The sequence below is a fragment of the Cobetia sp. PDI-23MA genome (genome assembly GCF_059507735.1).
In genome coordinates this window covers 3,550,964-3,570,527 of sequence record NZ_CM183352.1, presented here as the reverse complement: position 1 = coordinate 3,570,527, position 19,564 = coordinate 3,550,964, and the positions used below count along the sequence as shown (strand labels likewise).

Below are 19,564 nucleotides of genomic sequence, written 5' to 3'. Positions count from 1 at the left end.
TAACGTGCCGACAATGATTGCAGCATGAATGACGAGAGGAATGACCATGCGCACCACTATCCTGACTACCCGCTTTTCTCTTGCCTCCGCTCGGGTCGTGCATGGTTATTGGCGCTGGCGATTTAGCGGCGTCCTGCCTCTTTCCGCTGTCACCGCGGGGCAGGGCGAGCAACACCGGGGTGACGATTCGCGAAGTCCCTGTCTGTCAGAATGAATATTGCGTGATGGAGCCGAGGCTTCATCACAGGAGAGAAGACCATGAACGCCAGCCTTGAACGCGTGTTGACCGCCAACCCGCACACTGCCGACGCCACTGTTGACCCCTTGACTGCCGAGAACGCCACCGTGACCCGCTCTGATGCCGCCCAGACACTGACCACACCCGGACGCATCAGTCGTGAAGCCCTGCCCAGCGCCAGCGAATTGCGCGAGCAGCTGCCGGTGGACGCCGCCCTGGCCGGCCAGATTCGCCAGCATCGCGATGAGATCAACGCCATTCTCGCCGGCGACGATGATCGTCTGCTGGTGGTGGTCGGGCCGTGCTCCATCCATGACATAAAGGCCGCGCGTGAGTACGCCCAGCGCCTGGCGGTGATCGAGCCGCAGGTACGTGATCGTCTCAAGCTGGTGATGCGTGTCTATGTCGAGAAGCCGCGCACCACGGTGGGCTGGAAGGGGCTGGCCTATGACCCGCATCTGGATGGCAGCGATGACATGGCCACCGGCCTGCGTCAGGCACGCGAGCTGATGCGCGAGATCAACCAGCTGGGCCTGCCGGTGGCCACCGAGCTGCTGCAGCCGCTGACTGCCGCCTACCTGGAAGACCTGCTCGGCTGGGCGGCCATCGGCGCCCGCACCACTGAGTCGCAGATCCATCGCGAGATGGCCTCCGGCCTCGGCTGTGCGGTGGGCTTCAAGAACGGCACTGACGGAGGCGTCGAGGTCGCCGTGCAGGCCATCGGGGCGGCGGCGCATGGGCATCGCCACTTCGGCATGGACGACAGCGGACGTCCGGCGCTGATCGAGACCGCGGGCAACCCGCATACCCATGTGGTGCTGCGCGGCGGCCATGGCCAGCCCAACCATGACGCCGCCTCGGTGGCCGCCTGCCGGCGTGAGCTGGAAGGCGCTGGCCTGACGCCGCGCCTGATGGTCGATTGCAGCCACGCCAATTCGCGCAAGGACCATCGCCGCCAGAGCGAAGTGATGCTGGATGTGCTCTCCCAGCGCCTGGCGGGGGATGACGCCCTGATCGGCGTGATGCTCGAGAGCCACCTCAATGAAGGCAAGCAGGCCTTGCCGGCGGCAGAGAAGCTCTCCCAGCTGCGTCATGGCGTGTCAGTCACTGATGCATGTCTGGGCTGGGAGACCACCGAGCATCTGCTGAGCCTGGCCGCCGAGCGTCTGCGTCAAGTCTGACATCAGGTGTCAGCCACTCGTCACGGCCGAAGATGACTCAGCGCTTGCACGCTATTTGCTGAATTCACCGAATGTCCCTGAGGTCCCCAGCGCCCAACGGTCGAAAGGCCGTTGGGCGCTGTCGTCTCTTGCCTTTGTTGCTCGTTCGTCACGGAATTGTCATCGGGCTCGCGTATCACTCTTGTTGCCTTTGGCAAGCCCGCATGCGGCATGCCTGAACAGAACAACCCGATACCTGACTACGGGGAAGCGACATGAGCAAGGAAATCGAAGACCATCGCCTGCTGAATCCCAGCAGCAACGAGACATTCTCATCCGTCATCGAGCGACACATCTCGCGTCGTCGTGTCCTGCAGGGTGGCCTGGGCATGGCGGCTGCCAGCATGCTGGGTGGTTTCGGTCTTGCGGGGCTGAGCACCACGGCCAACGCCGCCAGCGATGCTGCGGGCAAGAAGACGGCCCTGGCGCTGGCCTTCGAATCGATCAAGGGTTCACGCACGGATGCGGTGGTGGTTCCCAAGGGGTATACCGCACAGGTACTGGCGCCGTGGGGCACGCCGCTCAATGCCAAGGCACCCAAGTGGAGCAAGGACCTGGCGATGACGCCGGAGATCCAGCTCAACACCGTCGGCATGCATCACGATGGCATGCACAACTTCGCCTTGAGTGACGACACGGCCTCCAGCAACTTCCTGCTGGTCATGAACAACGAATACATCGATCAGGACGCTCTGTGGGCCCCCAAGGGCGGCGCGACCAATGCGGATTCCGGCAAGCGTCCGGCCGATGAAGTGCGCACCGAGATCAATGCCCACGGCGTGAGCATCGTCGAGGTCAAGAAGGGCAGCAACGGCAAGTGGGACGTGGTGGGCGACTCGCGCTACAACCGCCGCTACACCAGCGCCAGCGAGATGACGCTGAGCGGGCCGGTGGCGGGCAGCGATTACGTCAAGACGGCCTTCTCACCGGATGGCATGCGCACCCGTGGTACCAACAACAACTGCGCCAACGGCTACACCCCGTGGGGCACCTACCTGACCTGTGAAGAGAACTGGCCGGGTTACTTCGTCAAGCGCAGCGATCGCCATACCGATGACGATCGTCTCGGTATCGAGACCGAGCGCGGCCGTTATGGCTGGGAAACCGCTGCGGGGGACGCCAGTGAGGTCGATGGCGAATTCGCGCGCTTCGACAACACGCCGACGGCAGACAGCGCCGACAAGGATTATCGCAACGAGCCGCGGACCTTCGGCTATATCGTCGAGATCGACCCCTATACCGGCGAGCAGGCCGTCAAGCGCACCGCGCTGGGCCGCTTCCGTCACGAAGGTTGCTGGCCGGGCAAGCTGGTCGAGGGCGAGCCGGTGGTCTTCTACTCCGGTCACGATTCGCGTAACGAGTACATCTACAAGTTCGTGTCAGATGCCAAGTGGGACGCCGCGGATGCCCGTGGCGCCGGTGACGTCAAGGACCGTCTGGCGATCGGCGACAAGTACCTGGACAAGGGCACGCTGTACGTTGCCCAGTTTTCCGCCGATGGCACCGGCAAGTGGCTGAAGCTGACGCCGGACGCCGTGACCAAGGATGGCCGCACCCTGGCCAAGGCACTGGGGCTGGCAGCCGATGACCTGGCCGGCATCATCATCCACACCACGGATGCGGCAGACCTGATGGGCGCGACTCCGATGGACCGCCCGGAGTGGGGCGCGGTGGACCCGGCATCCGGTGAGGTCTACATGACGCTGACCAACAACTCCAAGCGCACCGAAGACGGCACCGCAGCAGCCTTCACTAACGATGGCACCGCCATCGAGGAGCCGGGTGTCGGCTACGCGACGGCACCGACCAACGCGGCCAATCCGCGGGGCGACAACGAGGCGGGGCAGATCATCCGCTGGCGTGAGGGCGGTGACAATGTCGCCTTCGATTGGGAGATCTTCGTGTTCGGCGCAGCGGCCAGCGATGCCGACAACCTGTCGGGTCTGACCGCAGACAACGAGTTCGCCAGCCCGGATGGTCTCTACTTCGATGCCCGTGACGATGAGCAGGGCATCCTGTGGATCCAGACCGACAACGGCTACGAAGGCATCACTGAGGTCACCAATGACCAGCTGCTGGCGGTCGTGCCGGCCGGTCTCGAGCAGGCCGAGGGAGATGCGGCCGTGATCGGTGCCGACAACCAGGCGCAGCTCAAGCGCTTCGCGGTGGGCCCGAACGGCTGTGAAGTCACCGGGATCTTCACCACCCCGGACAAGACCGCGATGTTCATCAACATCCAGCACCCGGCCAACTGGCCGCAGAGCGATGACGCCACCGCCGAGACCGACGGCAGTGTGCGTGCCCGCGCCGCGACCGTGGTCATCCAGCGCGAAGATGGCGGCAAGATCGGCGTCTGATGCAAGTACCTGATCCGATGTAAAGCGAAGCCCCCGTATCGATGATACGGGGGCTTTTTCGTGTGCCCGGATCTAGCGCCTTTTCGCCTGAGAACGCGCGTCGGTCAAACAAAGGAAAGGGCCAACGACAACGGCCCCCACGCAAGCGTGAGGGCCGAGAGTTCATGAGCTTTGTTCTGTCCTGACCTCGTCGAGCGCGATCAGGCCTTGGCAGCGTAGGCGAACAGCAGGGTTTCCTGCACGCTGATCGGTTCCGCGTCGCCGGCATCCAGCTGGGTGTAGTGGCCATCGCTTTCCAGACGCCAGCTCTGGCAGTTGTCGACCAGATAGGTGTCCAGGTCCTTGCGGATACGCTGAGCCAGCTTCTTGTCGAGCAGCGGGAAGCAGGTCTCGACGCGGTGGAACATGTTGCGCTCCATGTAATCCGCGCTGGAGCACCAGGTTTCCGGCTGACCGGCATTGTGGAAGTGGAAGGTGCGCGTGTGCTCGAGGAAGCGACCGATCACCGAGCGTACGCGGATATTGTCGGAAATCCCCGGCACGCCCGGGCGCAGACAGCAGACGCCGCGGATGATCAGGTCACACTGCACGCCAGCCCGCGAGGCGCGGTAGAGGGCACGAATCAGCTTGGGCTCGGTCAGTGAGTTGCATTTGATGATGATGTGGGCGCGCTTGCCTTTCTCGGCGTTGCGCGCTTCACGGTCGATCATCTCCACCATGCGCTCATGCAGCGTGAAGGGCGCGTGCAGCAGCTTCTCGATATTGCGCTGCTTGCCCATGCCGGTCAGTTGCTGGAAGACCTTGTGGACGTCCTCGCACAGCGTCTCGTTGGCGGTCAGCAGGCTGTAATCGGTATACAGACGCGCCGTCTTGGCATGGTAGTTACCGGTGCCCAGGTGCGCGTAGTGACGCAGCTCGCCGTGTTCACGTCGCACGATATGCAGCATCTTGGCGTGGGTCTTGTAGGCCATCACGCCGTAGATGACGATGGCGCCGGCTTCCTGCAGGCGTGAGGCCAGCTGCAGGTTGTCGGCCTCATCGAAGCGCGCCCGCAGCTCGATCACCACGGTGATCTCCTTGCCCTGACGTGCGGCTTCCACCAGCGAGGAGACGATGTTGGAGTCGGCGCCGGTGCGATAGAGGGTCTGCTTGATGGCCAGCACGTGCGGGTCACGTGCCGCCTCGGCGAGCAGGTTCTCGACCGGGGAGAAGGACTGGAAGGGGTGATGCAGCAGGATGTCTTCGCGACGGATCGCATCGAACAGGCTGTTGTCGCCCTTGAGCGCCTTCGGAATACCCGGGGTGAACGGGGCGTAGAGCAGGTCCTCGCGGCCGACGTCGCCGATGACTTCCATCAGACGGTTGAGGTTGACCGGGCCCTTGACCTGATAGAGGTCGCGCGTTTCCAGATCGAACTGCTGGAGCAGGAAGGTGTAGAGCGCTTCCGGGCAGTTGTCGGCCACCTCGAGACGCACCCCATCGCCGTAGCGGCGCGCCAGCAGCTCGCCACGCAGCGCGGAGGCCAGGTCGGAGACATCCTCGGCATCCACCGAGAGATCGGCGTTGCGGGTCAGGCGGAACTGATAGCAGCCCTTGATCTTCATGCCCGGGAACAGCTCCTGGGCGTGAGCGTGGATCATCGAGGACAGGAAGACGTATTCGGTATACCCCGGCTCGACGAGGCCATCCGGGATACGGATCAGGCGCGGCAGCGAGCGCGGGGCCGGCAGGATGGCCAGGCCACCTTCACGGCCGAAGGCATCCTTGCCTTCCAGCTCGACGATGAAGTTGAGGCTTTTGTTGACCAGGCGCGGGAACGGGTGCGACGGGTCGAGACCGATCGGGCTGATGACCGGCTGGATCTCTTCCTCGAAGTAGTCGCGTACCCAGGCCTTCTGGGCATCGTTCCATTGATTGCGGCGACGGAAGCGGATGTGCTGCTCTTCCAGCGCGGGGATCAGGTCCTCGTTGAGCATGCGGTACTGGCGTTCGACCTGCTCATGCGTGATGCGGGACACTTCATCCAGTACCTTGCTCGGCAGCATGCCGTCACAGCCGGGATCGGTGCGATCGAAGGCGATCTGATGCTTGAGACCTGCCACGCGAATCTCGAAGAACTCGTCCATGTTGGACGTGAAGATCAGCAGGAACATCAAGCGGTTGAGCAGCGGATGCGAGGTATCCCTGGCCTGCTCGAGTACGCGGATGTTGAACTGCAGGTTGGACAGCTCGCGATTGAAGTACAGCGCCGGATCGCTGAGATCAGCTTCGGGGGAGGGGGTGGCCTTGGCATGGATACCGGTACGCGTCCGGTTGACGCGCAGGGGCAGGGGTTCCTGAGCCGGCGGCTCATCCGCCGCCAGCTCGATCTCGCCTTCCCGTGGGGTGGATGCTGCCTTGGGGGCAGCATCCTTGTCGCGACTGTCAGCGACTTTCGGCAGGGTCGCCGTGTCGTTGTCGGTGTCTTGCTTGGGCGTCTGTTCCATCATCAACTCCATGATCCCGGTCAGCCGCATCCGCAATGGCCGGGGTTGTCAAAGGCGGTTTTTCTGCGCCAGCAACTCGGCCGCCTGGCGAGCAAAATAGGTGAGGATGCCGTCGGCACCCGCACGCTTGAAGCACATCAGCGACTCGAGAATGACCTTGTCGGCATCCAGCCAACCGTTCTGGAAGGCCGCCATGTGCATGGCATATTCGCCACTGACCTGGTAGGCGAAGGTCGGCACTTCCAGTTCGCGCTTCACACGCGTTACCACATCAAGATAGGGCATGCCCGGCTTGACCATCACCATGTCAGCGCCCTCGGCGATGTCCATCGCCACCTCATGCAGGGCTTCGTCGCTGTTGGCGGGGTCCATCTGGTAGGTCTGCTTGTCGGCCTTGCCCAGATTGCCGCTCGAACCGACCGCGTCACGGAACGGGCCGTAGTAGTTGGAGGCGTATTTGGCCGAGTAGGCCATGATGCGCGTGTTGATCAGGCCTTCCTGCTCCAGCATGGCGCGGATGGAGCCGATGCGGCCATCCATCATGTCGGAGGGCGCGATGACATCGGCACCGGCTTCCGCGTGTGACAGCGCCTGCTTGATCAAGGTCTCGACGGTGCGGTCGTTGAGCACGTAGCCGTCTTCGTCGAGGATGCCGTCCTGACCGTGAACGGTGTAGGGGTCGAGCGCGACATCCGTGATGACGCCCAGCTCCGGCAGCGCTTCCTTCAAGGCGCGCACGCAACGCTGCACCAGGCCGTTGGCGTTGTAGGATTCTTCGGCATACAGCGTCTTGGCCTCGGCATCGACCACCGGGAAGAGCGCGATGGCCGGTACGCCCAGCGCGTGGACGGCGCGGCATTCTTCGACCATGAGGTCGATGGATAGGCGCTCGACGCCCGGCATGCTGGGCACGGCTTCACGACGCTGGGAGCCTTCGAGAACGAAGACCGGCAGGATCAGATCATCGGCCGTCAGCTGATTTTCACGCATCAGGCGGCGAGAGAAGTCGTCCTTGCGCATACGGCGCATACGAGTCGCAGGAAACTGGCGCGGGGTACGTTGGCTCAAGAAATGCTCTCCGGGTCGGGTGGTCCGCTCCCGTGATGGTCGCAGGCAGTCTAGGTCTATAATATTTCATTAATATTACAGTGATGCCAGCGGTCATGGGGCAAGGCCGGTCACGTGAGGTGCCAGCAGGGGCTGAACATGACGACAAGGTGTCTGTCGGGCGACGAGAAGGCCTGGCTTGCGGCCTGCAAGTGGGTGGCCCGTGGCGGAAGCCGTCGTCCCTGTGGCAGGGTCAATTGAGTATATCAGCGTTGACTTGTGGCCACAGGCGCAGGAGATGTGTCGCGGTGTCGCGCCTCATGCACGGCCCTGATGGGGCGGGTGTTGGGCCTGACAGACCCCTCCGGACAACTGCGGCAAGCCTCCGGCACCAGAGCCTTGATGACATGCGAGTGGACGAGGAGCAGCACTTGAGTTGTGCCAGGGCCGCCCATAGTCTTGAGAGGATGCGCAGTGACATGCCTCGCCTGCACGCCTGTCACTGTCTGCCGCGTGGCGGTCGCGCAGCTTCGGTGCCGCTGAAGCGTCTTGTGCTTGGCATGACGCCGGGCATGAAATGAGGCTCGGTATTCGAATCAGTCACGCGCTTGTATTAGTCTTTTCTGACCTGTCCGGCAATCGCCGCGCACAGCTCATCGTCAATGGAGTAACCCATGACTAAGCAGGTAGCCCTGATCCTATCCGGTTGCGGTGTCTTTGATGGCTCCGAGATCTACGAAACTACCCTGACGCTGCTGCGTCTCGATCAGCTGGGCATTGCCTATGAGTGCTTTGCACCGGATGTCGCGCAGCATCACGTGATCAATCACGGCACTGGCGACGAGATGGAGGAGACCCGCAACGTGCTGGTCGAGTCCGCGCGTCTGGCACGTGGCAAGGTGCGCCCGCTGGAAGAGCTGTCAGCGGACGACTTCGATGCACTGATCCTGCCCGGTGGCTTCGGCGCCGCCAAGAACCTCAGCAACTTTGCCGTCAAGGGCGAGGACCTCGAACTCGTCGACGGCCTGCAGGACGCGGTACAGCCCTTCCACGCGGCCGGCAAGCCGATCGGCGTGATGTGCATCGCACCGGTGATGGTGCCCAAGCTGTTGGGTGAGGGCATCTCGCTCACCATCGGCAACGACGCCAGTGTCTCCGGGGCGATCAGCGCTCAGGGCGGCCTGCACAAGAGCTGTGAGGTGACGGATATCGTGGTCGACGCCGCCAATCGTATCGTCACCACTCCCGCCTACATGCTGGCGGAGCGCATCTCCGAGGCGGCCGAAGGCATCTTCAAGCTGGTCGAGCGTATCGACAGCTGGATCGAGGAAGACCAGGCGCGTGCCGCCGAGCAGGACTGACCTCGACACGCCGGTGCGTCTGGCGTGATAGCGCGCGCCTGGTATGAGCAAGTTCCTCAGAAAGCCCTAGAAACAAAAAACCCTAGAAACAGAAAGCCCCGTCGGTTCACCGGCGGGGCTTTCTGTTTTGATGCTTTGATTCTGAGACTCTGTTTCTGGCGCCCTGTTTCTAATGCCCAACTGCTGGCAGCCACGTTCAGGGCGCTTCCTGCGATGCCTCATCGTCTGAGACCGCACGCCGACGCTTGAAGAGACGCGAGGCCAGAATACCGACCTCGAACAGCAACCACATCGGAATCGCCAGCAGTGACTGTGAGATCACGTCCGGCGGTGTCAGCAGCATGCCGACCACGAAGCAGGCGATCACGATGTAGGGACGCTTCTTGCTCAGGGCTTCCACGGACGTCGCGCCAGTCCAGATCAGCAGGAAGGTCGCGATGGGGATCTCGAAGGCGACCCCGAAGGCGAAGAACAGCTTGAGGACAAAATTCAGATACTGATTGATGTCCGTCATGATCGCCACGCTCTCGGGGCCCGTGGTAGTGAAGAACTGGAACAACAGTGGGAAGACGACATAGTAGGCGAAGGCCGCGCCGGCATAGAACAGCAGGATGCTGGAGGCCAGCAGTGGCAACGCCAACGCCTTCTCATTCTCGTAGAGGCCCGGCGCGATGAAGGCCCAGGCCTGATGGAGCACGGCGGGAATCGCCAGGAACAGCGCCACCACCAGGGTCAGCTTGAAGGGCGCCAGGAAGGGTGAGGCCACTTCGGTGGCGATCATCTGCGAACCCGGTGGCAGCAATGCCATCAGCGGTTCGGCGACATACAGGTAGATCTGGTTGGAAAAGCCGTATAGCGCGGCGAATACCACCAGCACCACCAGGGTGGCGCGCAGCAAGCGCGAGCGTAGCTCGATCAGGTGCTCGATGAGCGGCGCGTGAGCGGCGTCGCCCTGACCACCTGACGGTGAGGCATGTGGATCACTCATCAGGAACGTGGCTCTCGTGATTCACGGGTGTCGGAAGCAGTACTCGGCTCGGTGGCCGGCGCACCATTCTCGGCAGGACGGGGGCTTGTCTCAGCGCCGGAAGCGCCTGCATCGCGGGGCGTGCTGGACTCGGTGATGCCGCGCTCGACATCGCGTGCCTCGTTGCGCGCATGAGCGAGCGTCTCATCGAGCTGCTTCTTCTGCTCGTTGAGCGTCTGACGCAGTTCCTCGGCTTCCAGCTGGGCACTGATTTCCTGCTGAATGCCCGAGACACTGCGCTTGATGCGTCCCAGCCACAGACCCGCAGTGCGGGCGGCCCGGGGCAGACGCTCCGGGCCGAGCACGATCAGCGCCAGCAGCGCGATCAATGCCAGTTCAAAAAAGCCGATATCGAACATGCGGGTTACGAGCGCTTGTCAGCGGTATCGCGGCTCTCGGCCTCGACATCGATGGTGTCGCCGCGCTTTTCCTCATGCGCGACCTTCTGCTGGGCTGTCGGCTCGTCGCTCTTGTTCTCTTCTTCCTTCATCGCGCCCTTGAAGCCCTTCACGGCACCGCCGAGATCAGAGCCGACGTTGCGCAGCTTCTTGGTTCCGAAGATCAGGATGATGATGCCGAGCACGATGAGAAGCTGCCAGATACTGATGCCACCTAACATGGGGAATTCTCCATTTGGGCCGCTGACACCGGGTCATTGGGCCTTGAGACTTGCAGGGTGCTGGCACCTCTGCCGGAAAGCCGGCTTGCGCCGGAATAATATGGGTCCTTCACTGGCCGCGAGCGGCCTTTTCATCATGGCCGGATACACCGAAGCGGCGCGCCAGCTCATCCAGCACTTCCTGATGATCCAGCCCCAGATGCGACAGCATGACCAGTGAATGGAACCACAGGTCAGCGGTCTCACCGATCACTGCACGCTGCGAGTCCACGTCGTCGTGAGCGAAATCCTTGGCGGCCAGTACGGTTTCGGTCGCCTCTTCGCCAATCTTCTCCAGTACCTTGTTGAGGCCCTTGTGGTGCAGGCTCGCGACATAGGAGGAGGTCGGGTCAGCGTCGCGCCGTTCTGCCAGTACCACTGACAGACGGTTGAGAATATCACTCATGAATCATCATTCCTGAAAGCTTGGGTCTTGCGTTAAGTCATCGAGTTCTGCGCTGACGGCACATCTTGCAAGGCAAACGGCACGGCGTGGGCAGGCGACTCAGGATGCAAGTGTTATATGTCATTCATATTGCACTGCGTCCCATGGGGCGGCAAGTGTCGTTGCGCGCCGGGCCAGTCAGGCCATCATGTCTGCCTGCGGCTAGCGCCACAGCAATAACACGATTCCCAGGCCTGCGCCCACCAGTACCGTCACGGGCTGGGTCTCCGCCCAGGCCATCAGGGGCTGCCAGCCGAAGGCGATGGCGAGCAGTAGTCCGCCGGCACGCAGGCGCCAGCCGGTGCTGGAGGCGTGGTTGACGCGGTCCCGCAGGGTCGCCAGAGCTTCGGTCTGGCGCTGGCGGGCGCGATGCTCGTCCTCGATGCGCTGCATGGCCTGGAAGGCCATCGCCGGCAGCTGGGGCAGCTGATGTGACAGCTCCGGTGCCTGCTTGACCATCTCGGCCCAGAACGCCTTGGGGCCGGCGCGCTCCTTCATCCAGCGCTCCAGATAGGGGCGGGCGGTGGCCCACAGGTCGAGGTCCGGATACAGCTGGCGGCCGAGGCCCTCGATGTTGAGCAGTGTCTTCTGCAGCAACACCAGCTGTGGCTGGACTTCCATGTTGAAGCGGCGCGCGGTCTGGAACAGCCCCAGCAGGACCTGGCCGAAGCTGATGTCCTTGAGCGGCTTCTCGAGAATCGGCTCGCAGACGGCGCGGATGGCAGCGGCAAACTCGTTGGCGCGCGTGCCTTCGCCGACCCAGCCGGACTCGATGTGCAGCGCCGCGACCTCGTAGTAATCCTGGCGGAAGAAGGCCAACAGGTTGCGGGCCAGATAGTCCTGGTCCTCGCGGGTGAGGCTGCCGACGATGCCGCAGTCGATGGCGATGAACTGCGGGTCGTGCGGGTTCTCGCGCGAGACGAAGATGTTGCCGGGGTGCATGTCGGCGTGGAAGAAGTTGTCGCGGAATACCTGGGTGAAGAAGATTTCCACGCCGCGCTCGGCCAGCTTCTTGAGATCGGTGCCCTGCGCGGTCAGCTCCTCGATATCGGCCACCGGGATGCCGCGGATGCGTTCCTGCACCATCACGCGGCGGCCCGTCAGTGGCCAGTGGATGGCCGGGACGTAGAGCAGCGGCGAGTCGAGGAAGTTGCGCTTGAGCTGGGAGGTGTTGGCGGCCTCCTTGTGCATGTCGAGCTCGTCGAACAGCGTCGCTTCGTAGTCGGCGACGACTTCGACCGGGCGCAGGCGGCGGGCCTCCGGTGAGGCCTTCATCAACAGGCGCGCGAACATGTAGAGCAGGCCGATATCCTTGCGCATCACTTCCTCGATGCGCGGCCGTATGACCTTGACCACCACGTCCGAGCCATCGTGCAGGCGTGCGGCATGTACCTGAGCGATGGAGGCCGAGGCCAGGGGTTGGGCCTCGAATTCGGCGAAGGCTTCCTCGACCGACATCTCGAGTTCCTGCTCGACCAGCTCCCGCGCGACCTGGTTCTCGAACGGTGGCACCTGATCCTGCAGGCGCTTGAGTTCGTCGGCGATGTCCGGCGGCAGCAGGTCGCGGCGCGTCGAGAGCATCTGACCGAACTTGATGAAGATCGGGCCGAGGGCCTCGAGCGCGAGACGCAGACGCTCGCCGCGCGTGCGTCTTCCGATGGGGAACAGACGCAGCGGCGACAGCTTGAGCAGCGGGCGCAGCAGGGCCGGCACGCGCCCCGGCGGCACCAGGTCGTCGAGGCGGTAGCGGGCGATGACCCACAGGATACTCAGCAGGCGATAGAGTCTCACGACGGCTGGCACTCCCGCTCGGCAGGTTGATGAGAGGTGGCGGCCTCGAGATGACGGCGCAGCCGCGCCAGACGCGCTTCGGTGCGATCCAGACACTGGGTCAGCTCGGTCAGCTCGTCACGCGCGACGCGCATCTGCGCCTGACCGGGCAGCCAGCGCACTTCCTCGGTGAGGTATTCGCGCAGGTCCAGTTCCAGCTCGCGGCGACTGATCAGGCCGAAACGCCCGAGACTGCGCAAGCCGGTGGCCAGGCTATGGCCGGGGGCTTCGCCGAACCACTCACTGAGCGCGCCTTCCCAATCCAGGTCGAGGTCCATCACCAGGTCACGGGCGCTCTCCAGCAGATGGATGCGGCCACGCACCGCGAGGCGGCCCTCGAACATCAGGCGCTCGATGGATTCACCGGACAGCAGGGCGGCGGCGGTCTCCATGTCGAGCTCCACCACCACGTCGCCATCGCTCTCGTTGGCCTGGGGCAGGCGCAACAGGTGCAGGCCCTGCAGGTCGAAATGCACGAGCAGGTCGAAGGCGGGGCGTTCGACACGTACCAGCAGGCGTCGGCCTGCCAGTGCCTCAAGGCGCGACGTCGAGGCCGGGTCGCGAGCCAGCAGCTGATTCAGCGTCCGCTCAGCGGTCGCCAACAGCAGGGGGGTCAGCAATGCCATGACAGCCTCAGAGCTTGATACCGCGGTGCAACGCGACGATGCCGCCCGTCAGGTTGGTGTACTCGACACGCTCGAGACCGGCCTCTTCCATCATGCCGGCCAGGGTCTTCTGGTCGGGGTGCATGCGAATGGACTCGGCCAGGTAGCGGTAGGAGTCGGCGTCTCCGGCGACCATCTCGCCCATCTTCGGCAGCAGTCGGAAGCTGTACTGGTCGTAGGCGGTGGACAGCAGCGGGTTGACCGGCTTGGAGAATTCCAGCACCAGCAGGCGGCCACCCGGCTTGAGGATGCGCTGCATGGAGCGCAGGGCCTTGGCCTGATCGGTGACGTTGCGCAGCCCGAAGGCGATGGTGATGATGTCGAAGGTGTTGTCCGGGAAGGGCAGGGCTTCGGCATTGGCCTGTACGTATTCGACATTGCCACCGACGCCACGGTCGAGCAGCTTGTCGCGACCGACGTTGAGCATCGAGGCGTTGATGTCGGCCAGCACCACGCGGCCTTTCGGGCCGACCAGACGCGAGAACTTCAGCGTCAGGTCACCGGTGCCGCCGGCGATGTCCAGCACCGACTGGCCGGGACGGGCGCCGGCACGCTCCAGGGTGATGCGCTTCCACAGACGGTGGATGCCGAACGACATCAGGTCATTCATCACGTCGTACTTGGCGGCGACACTGTGGAAGACATCCGCGACGCGGCCTGCCTTCTCGTCCACGGCAACTTCCTGATAACCGAAGTGAGTCGTACGCTTGTCCATGACTTCCCCTGTTGTGACGCCGCCGTGGCGACGTCAGCACGATATGGTGAGCTTTCGCAGTGGCTCGATTGTAACCGCTGGCCAGCGGGCTGTCTTTTGGCAAGACGTCGACTCGGACATCTTGCCGCGCCAGTGACATCAGTGGCTTACAGCTGGTTGAGCGGAATGCCCAGTGGCTCGCGCGAGGCGCCGGCCTCTTCCAGCTGGCGCAGGTAGTAGGCCCACATGGCGTCGCGGCGATTGGCCAGTTCCCACAGGTATTCCCAGGTATACAGGCCGCTGTCATGGCCATCATCGAAGTGCAGCTTCAGCGCGTAGCGGCCGCTCTGGGTGATGTTGGCCAGCCCGACGTAGCGCATGCCGACCTGCAGGGTTTCCTGGCCGACGCCGTGGCCACGCACTTCCGCCGACGGCGACATCACGCGCAGGAATTCGGTGCTCAGGCGGAAGCTCTGGCCATCGGCGTAGCCCAGTTCCAGTTCGCGCTGTGACTTATGGTAGTGCACGCGCGTCGGTACCGGGGCCTCTTCGCCATCGCGGGCATGGCGCTCGTTGAGGCGGTAGTCGCGTTGCTGGCCGCTGGTATCAGCGTCGTGGGACGCGGCGGCGTTCCTGGGGGTGTCGTGGCTCATCGGGGCATCCTCGGGCTTGCATGCCGCGCGGCGGCGTGTAGGCGCAGGGCGGCATGGCGAAGGCAGATAGGCGTCGAGCGCGGCGCTTGGCCGGTCGATGTGTCTTGTGCGCATGATGCACTGACGCCCGATCCGGGCCAAGCCGGATCGGGCGTCAGAAGTCCCCTCAGGAACGGGACTGGCTTCCATGAAGGGCTGTCGGGCGCGTGAGCGTGTCGTCAGAGGATGTAGCGCGACAGGTCTTCATCACGGGCCAGATCACCCAGACGGGCATCGACGTAGGCTGCATCGACCTGGAGTTCGCCGGGCTGATCGCCACCCTCGTAGGAGATCTCTTCCAGCAGACGTTCCATCACGGTGTGCAGACGGCGGGCGCCGATGTTCTCGGTGCCTTCGTTGACCTGATAGGCGATCTGGGCGATGCGCTCGATGGCGTCATCCGCGAAGCTCAGCTCGACGCCTTCGGTCGCCAGCAATGCCTTGTACTGACGGATCAGGGCGGCGGACGGCTCGGTCAGGATGCGCTTGAAGTCTTCCGGCGTCAGGGCGTTGAGCTCGACACGGATCGGCAGACGGCCCTGCAGCTCCGGAATCATGTCTGACGGCTTGGACAGGTGGAAGGCACCGGAGGCGATGAACAGGATGTGGTCGGTCTTGACCATGCCGTGCTTGGTGGACACGGTGGAGCCTTCGATCAGCGGCAGCAGATCGCGCTGCACGCCTTCACGGGACACATCGCCGCCACTGCCGGATTCGCCACGCTTGGCGACCTTGTCGATCTCGTCGAGGAAGACGATGCCGTTCTGTTCGACGGCCTCGATGGCACGGCTCTTGAGGTCTTCATCGCTGACCATTCTGGCCGCTTCTTCCTCGTGAACCAGCTTGAGCGCTTCCTTGACGGTGATGCGACGGCTCTCTTTCTGCTGCTTGCCCATGTTGGAGAACATGGACTGCAGCTGGCTGGTCATCTCTTCCATCCCCGGCGGGGTGGCGAAATCGAGACTCTGGCTGGCCGGGCTCAGCTCGATGTCGATTTCCTTGTCATCCAGCTGACCTTCGCGCAGCTTCTTGCGGAACATCTGGCGCGTGCTGCTGTTGTTGGCGGCAGCGTCGTACTCTTCGCCACGCACACGCGGCAGCAGGGCGTCGAGGATGCGCTCTTCGGCGGCATCTTCGGCCTTGTCGCGCACTTCCTTCATGGCGTCTTCGCGCACCAGCTTCATCGCGACCTCGACCAGGTCGCGGATGATGGATTCCACGTCACGGCCGACATAGCCGACCTCGGTGAACTTGGTTGCCTCGATCTTGAGGAAGGGCGCGCCGGCCAGCTTGGCCAGACGACGGGCGATCTCGGTCTTGCCGACACCGGTCGGGCCGATCATCAGGATGTTCTTCGGCGTGACTTCCGGGCGCAGATCGTCATCGAGCTGCATGCGGCGCCAGCGGTTGCGCATGGCAACCGCCACGGCGCGCTTGGCTTCCGGCTGGCCGACGATGTGCTGGTCGAGGGCGTTGACGATTTCCTTCGGGGTCATCTGGGACATCTCAGGACAGCTCCTCGATGATGGCATTGTGGTTGGTGAAGACGCAGATGTCGGCCGCGATGGAGATGGACTTCTCGGTGATCTCGCGGGCGGAAAGCTCGGTATTCTCGATCAGGGCACGCGCGGCGGCCTCGGCGTAGTTGCCGCCGGAGCCGATGGCCAGCACGCCGTGCTCGGGCTCGACCACGTCACCATTGCCGGTGATGATCAGGGAGGCATGCTTGTCGGCGACCACCAGCATGGCCTCAAGTTTGCGCAGAGCGCGGTCTGAGCGCCACTCCTTGGCAAGCTCCACGGCGGACTTCACCAGCTGGCCCTGATACTTCTCGAGCTGCGCTTCGAAGCGTTCGAACAGCGTGAAGGCATCGGCGGTACCACCGGCGAAGCCGGCCAGTACCTGATTGCGATACAGACGACGCACCTTGGCGGCGTTGCCTTTCATGACAGTGTTGCCAAGGGATACCTGGCCGTCACCAGCCAGGGCGACCTGGCCGTTGCGACGCACGGAGACGATCGTGGTCATGGATAACTCCTGAGAGAGCATGCCGGCGATTGGAATAAGGTGAACGGGGCCGGGCATGGCATTTCTGGGCAGACGAGGCCGTGGCCTCGTCGCGTAAAACGGGTGGTGATCGTCAGTCTGGCGCTTGCCACTGCTTGCCGCGATCCTGCACCGCCTGATGGGCGGCACGCGGGCCTGATGTCTCACCGGAATGCTGTAGATGGGGGCGCCGATACGGGTTTCAAGTCATCGGCGACTCAGCGTTGATTGCGATCGGCCCTGGTCTGCGCCCTCATGCAACGGGCCCGCTCAAAAATGAGCGGGCCCGTCTGTCGCAAGGCTCACGCCTGGCTTACTGCAGCTTGATCAACAGGGGCTCGATGCCCTGGGTGTTCATCAGGTCCTGGGCGCGATTGAGCTCGCGGGTGTCCTTGTAGGGGCCGACCTGCACCCGGTGCCAAACAGTGCCGCCGGAGGCATTGACGTCACTGACCTTGGCCAGCAGACCAAGGTCCTTGAGCTTGCCGGCCAGCTTCTTGGCATCGCTCATCTCGCGGAAGGACGCGGCCTGCAACATGTAGTTGGTCAGCGAGGCCTCGGACTTCTTGGTGCTCTCGGCGCTGCCCGGTCGCGGCGTGGACTTGTACTCATCCACCTTGGGCGCGATCACCTCGGTTTCCGGCAGCAGGGTGTAGAACTCGAAGGTCGGCATGTTGCCGGCGGACTCTTCGGCGGCTTCCTTCTGCTGCTGGTTGCTCTGTCTGGCGGTCTGCTGCCCGCTCTGCTGTCCGTTCTGCTGAGTGTTGGCCTTGGGCACGATGGCCGCGACCGGCAGACGCGGAGCCTGTTTCTCGAAGTATTGCGCGAGAGCGAAGCCGGCGATCAGACCGATGATGCCCCACAGCCAGCCGGGCAGACCACGACTCTGGCTGGCGGCGGGCTGACGACGGGGGCTCGCCCCCTGGCGGGAGGCGGGCTTCTTGCTGGCGGAGCGGCGAGCGGCCATGGCTTACATCTCCTCGGGCGCGCTGACACCCAGCAGGGCCAGACCGTTGCGGATGACCTGAGCGGTCGCCAGGCCGAGAGCCAGGCGCGCATTGCGGGTCGCATCGTCCTCGACCATCACCTTCACCGCGTTGTAGCAGGTGTGGAAGTCGGAGGAGAGGTCCTGCAGGTACTGGGCGAGCTGCTGCGGCTCGCGCACCTTGGCGGCATGGGCGACGACATCCGGGAACTGCGCCATGCGGTTCATCACGGCCTTTTCCTGATCGCTGGTCAGCAGGGTGAGCTGCGCCATGGCCAGGGCCTCGTCGAAGGGCTTCTCCTCACGCTCGGCCTTGCGCAGCACGCTGTGCACACGGGCGTGAGCGTACTGGATGTAGTAGACCGGGTTGTCATTGGACTGGGAGCGGGCCAGGTCGATGTCGAAAGTCAGCTGGGAGTCGGCACGACGTGCGGCCAGGAAGTAGCGGGTCGCGTCGCGGCCGACTTCCTCGATCAGGTCGCGCAGGGTCACGTAGCTGCCGGCACGCTTGGAGAGCTTCACTTCCTCGCCGGAGCGCATCACGGTGACCATCTGGTGCAGCACGTAGTCCGGCCAGCCCTTGGGGATGTCCGCCTGCAAGGCCTGCAGGCCGGCACGCACGCGGGTCACGGTGGAGTGGTGGTCGGCACCCTGCTCGTTGATGACCTGAGTGAAGCCTCGCTGCCACTTGTCGAGGTGGTAGGCGACATCGGGCAGGAAGTAGGTGTAACCGCCGTCACGCTTGCGCATCACGCGGTCCTTGTCGTCACCGAAGTCGGTGGTACGCAGCCACATGGCGCCATCGTCTTCGTAGGTATAGCCGTTGTCGACCAGACGCTTGACGGTCTCCTCGACCTTGCCGTCGCTGTAGAGGGAGGACTCGAGGAAGTAGACATCGAATTCGACACCGAAAGCCTTGAGGTCGAGGTCCTGCTCGTGACGCAGATAGGCGACGGCGAAGACGCGAATGGCCTCCAGGTCGTCGGTATCCGCGGCGCCGGTGACCTGCTTGCCATCGGCCTCGACGGTGTCGCCGGCCATGTAGGAGGCGGCCAGTTCGCTGATGTAGTCACCGCGGTAGCCATCGGCCGGCCAGCTGGCGTCGTCCGGACCCAGGCCCTTGGCGCGTGCCTGGACGGAGAGTGCCAGATTGTTGATCTGGGCGCCGGCGTCGTTGTAGTAGAACTCGCGGGTGACATCGTGACCGGTCGCGGCCAGCAGGCGGCACAGCACGTCGCCGACCGCAGCACCGCGGCCGTGACCGACGTGCAGCGGGCCGGTCGGGTTGGCGGAGACGAACTCGACCTGGACCTTCTCGCCGGCGCCCGCATCGCTGTGACCGAAGCTGTCGCTCTCGCTGAAGACGCGACGCACGATATCGGCGACCGCGCCGGTATCGGCGAAGAAGTTCAAGAAGCCGGGGCCGGCGATCTCGACCTTGGAGACGGCATCGGAGGCCGGCAGCGCCGCGATCAGCTTCTCGGCCAGATCACGCGGCTTCATGCCGGCGGCCTTGGAGCTCATCATCGCCAGGTTGCTGGCGTAGTCACCGTGGCTCTTGTCCTTGGTCGGGTCGACCTTGATCTGCGGGCTGGCGTCGGCCGGCAGGGTGCCGTCGGCCTTGAGGGTTTCCAGGGCCTGGCCCAGCAGTTCGATGATCGTCTCTTTCATGGAATATCGGTCTCTTCACGGCTCGGGTCGCACCGCGTGCCAATCAGCAGGCGGTTGCAGGCATCAGGCCTGCGGGCAAGGGGAGAGTGCGGATGTCGCTGCACGATGGCGGGCATTATCACCGATCCTGCGGCTTGCATAA

The 19,564-nt window shown here is 63.8% G+C and carries 17 protein-coding genes; 3 read left to right on the top strand and 14 right to left on the bottom strand.

The window, feature by feature from the left end; all coding sequences use genetic code 11:
- Positions 1-258 precede the first annotated feature (258 nt).
- Both AC5WNJ_RS15140 and AC5WNJ_RS15135 read left to right on the top strand, forming a co-directional pair.
- Positions 259-1,419 (top strand): 3-deoxy-7-phosphoheptulonate synthase, encoded by a 1,161-nt coding sequence (locus tag AC5WNJ_RS15140; RefSeq protein ID WP_495930110.1) that lies wholly within the window; start codon positions 259-261, stop codon positions 1,417-1,419.
- Positions 1,420-1,673: 254 nt separating this feature from the next.
- The gene (locus tag AC5WNJ_RS15135; protein WP_495930109.1) at positions 1,674-3,815 is read left to right on the top strand and encodes a PhoX family protein; all 2,142 of its coding nucleotides are present in this window, start codon (positions 1,674-1,676) and stop codon (positions 3,813-3,815) included.
- A gap of 200 nt (positions 3,816-4,015) precedes the next feature.
- On the opposite strand, the gene ppk1 is transcribed toward AC5WNJ_RS15135, so the two are convergent.
- Together ppk1 and hemB are read right to left on the bottom strand one after the other, a co-directional pair.
- Positions 4,016-6,301 carry a polyphosphate kinase 1 gene (gene ppk1 / locus AC5WNJ_RS15130; RefSeq protein ID WP_495930108.1) on the bottom strand — a complete coding sequence of 762 codons (2,286 nt, stop codon included), beginning with the start codon at positions 6,299-6,301 and terminating at the stop codon, positions 4,016-4,018.
- Positions 6,302-6,349: 48 nt separating this feature from the next.
- Complete coding sequence (gene hemB, locus AC5WNJ_RS15125; protein ID WP_054556515.1) at positions 6,350-7,369, bottom strand: porphobilinogen synthase; 1,020 nt, start codon at positions 7,367-7,369, stop codon at positions 6,350-6,352.
- A 653-nt stretch (positions 7,370-8,022) separates the two neighbouring features.
- Here hemB and elbB point away from each other — a divergent pair.
- A complete protein-coding gene (gene elbB / locus AC5WNJ_RS15120; RefSeq protein WP_176678030.1) occupies positions 8,023-8,709 on the top strand; it encodes an isoprenoid biosynthesis glyoxalase ElbB in 687 nt (228 codons plus the stop codon).
- Between the two features lie 196 nt (positions 8,710-8,905).
- On the opposite strand, the gene tatC is transcribed toward elbB, so the two are convergent.
- The 12 genes from tatC to argS form a co-directional block, all read right to left on the bottom strand.
- On the bottom strand, positions 8,906-9,697 hold the full coding sequence (tatC, locus tag AC5WNJ_RS15115) for a twin-arginine translocase subunit TatC (RefSeq protein ID WP_253064154.1): 792 nt from the start codon (positions 9,695-9,697) through the stop codon (positions 8,906-8,908).
- Positions 9,697-10,095 (bottom strand): Sec-independent protein translocase protein TatB, encoded by a 399-nt coding sequence (tatB, locus tag AC5WNJ_RS15110; RefSeq protein ID WP_131432769.1) that lies wholly within the window; start codon positions 10,093-10,095, stop codon positions 9,697-9,699. The genes tatC and tatB overlap by 1 nt, the downstream gene beginning before the upstream one ends.
- Positions 10,096-10,100: 5 nt before the next feature.
- A complete protein-coding gene (gene tatA / locus AC5WNJ_RS15105) occupies positions 10,101-10,355 on the bottom strand; it encodes a Sec-independent protein translocase subunit TatA (RefSeq protein ID WP_176678028.1) in 255 nt (84 codons plus the stop codon).
- Between the two features lie 109 nt (positions 10,356-10,464).
- Positions 10,465-10,800 (bottom strand): phosphoribosyl-ATP diphosphatase, encoded by a 336-nt coding sequence (locus AC5WNJ_RS15100; RefSeq protein ID WP_043332980.1) that lies wholly within the window; start codon positions 10,798-10,800, stop codon positions 10,465-10,467.
- Positions 10,801-11,001: 201 nt separating this feature from the next.
- Positions 11,002-12,630, bottom strand: a complete 1,629-nt coding sequence (gene ubiB / locus AC5WNJ_RS15095) for a ubiquinone biosynthesis regulatory protein kinase UbiB (RefSeq protein ID WP_176678027.1) — start codon at positions 12,628-12,630, stop codon at positions 11,002-11,004.
- A complete protein-coding gene (locus AC5WNJ_RS15090) occupies positions 12,627-13,295 on the bottom strand; it encodes a ubiquinone biosynthesis accessory factor UbiJ (protein WP_495930107.1) in 669 nt (222 codons plus the stop codon). Before AC5WNJ_RS15090 ends, ubiB begins: the two co-directional genes overlap by 4 nt.
- 7 nt (positions 13,296-13,302) lie before the next feature.
- Positions 13,303-14,049, bottom strand: a complete 747-nt coding sequence (gene ubiE / locus AC5WNJ_RS15085; protein ID WP_043332974.1) for a bifunctional demethylmenaquinone methyltransferase/2-methoxy-6-polyprenyl-1,4-benzoquinol methylase UbiE — start codon at positions 14,047-14,049, stop codon at positions 13,303-13,305.
- 146 nt (positions 14,050-14,195) lie between these two features.
- Positions 14,196-14,555: a gamma-butyrobetaine hydroxylase family protein gene (locus AC5WNJ_RS15080; protein WP_495931063.1), complete on the bottom strand. Its 360-nt coding sequence runs from the start codon at positions 14,553-14,555 to the stop codon at positions 14,196-14,198.
- A gap of 344 nt (positions 14,556-14,899) precedes the next feature.
- Positions 14,900-16,225 (bottom strand): ATP-dependent protease ATPase subunit HslU, encoded by a 1,326-nt coding sequence (gene hslU / locus AC5WNJ_RS15075; RefSeq protein WP_495930106.1) that lies wholly within the window; start codon positions 16,223-16,225, stop codon positions 14,900-14,902.
- 1 nt (position 16,226) lies between these two features.
- Complete coding sequence (hslV, locus tag AC5WNJ_RS15070) at positions 16,227-16,748, bottom strand: ATP-dependent protease subunit HslV (protein ID WP_043332970.1); 522 nt, start codon at positions 16,746-16,748, stop codon at positions 16,227-16,229.
- 331 nt (positions 16,749-17,079) lie between these two features.
- The gene (locus AC5WNJ_RS15065) at positions 17,080-17,733 is read right to left on the bottom strand and encodes an SPOR domain-containing protein (protein ID WP_495930105.1); all 654 of its coding nucleotides are present in this window, start codon (positions 17,731-17,733) and stop codon (positions 17,080-17,082) included.
- Positions 17,734-17,736: 3 nt separating this feature from the next.
- Positions 17,737-19,422, bottom strand: a complete 1,686-nt coding sequence (gene argS, locus AC5WNJ_RS15060; protein ID WP_495930104.1) for an arginine--tRNA ligase — start codon at positions 19,420-19,422, stop codon at positions 17,737-17,739.
- Positions 19,423-19,564 lie beyond the last annotated feature (142 nt).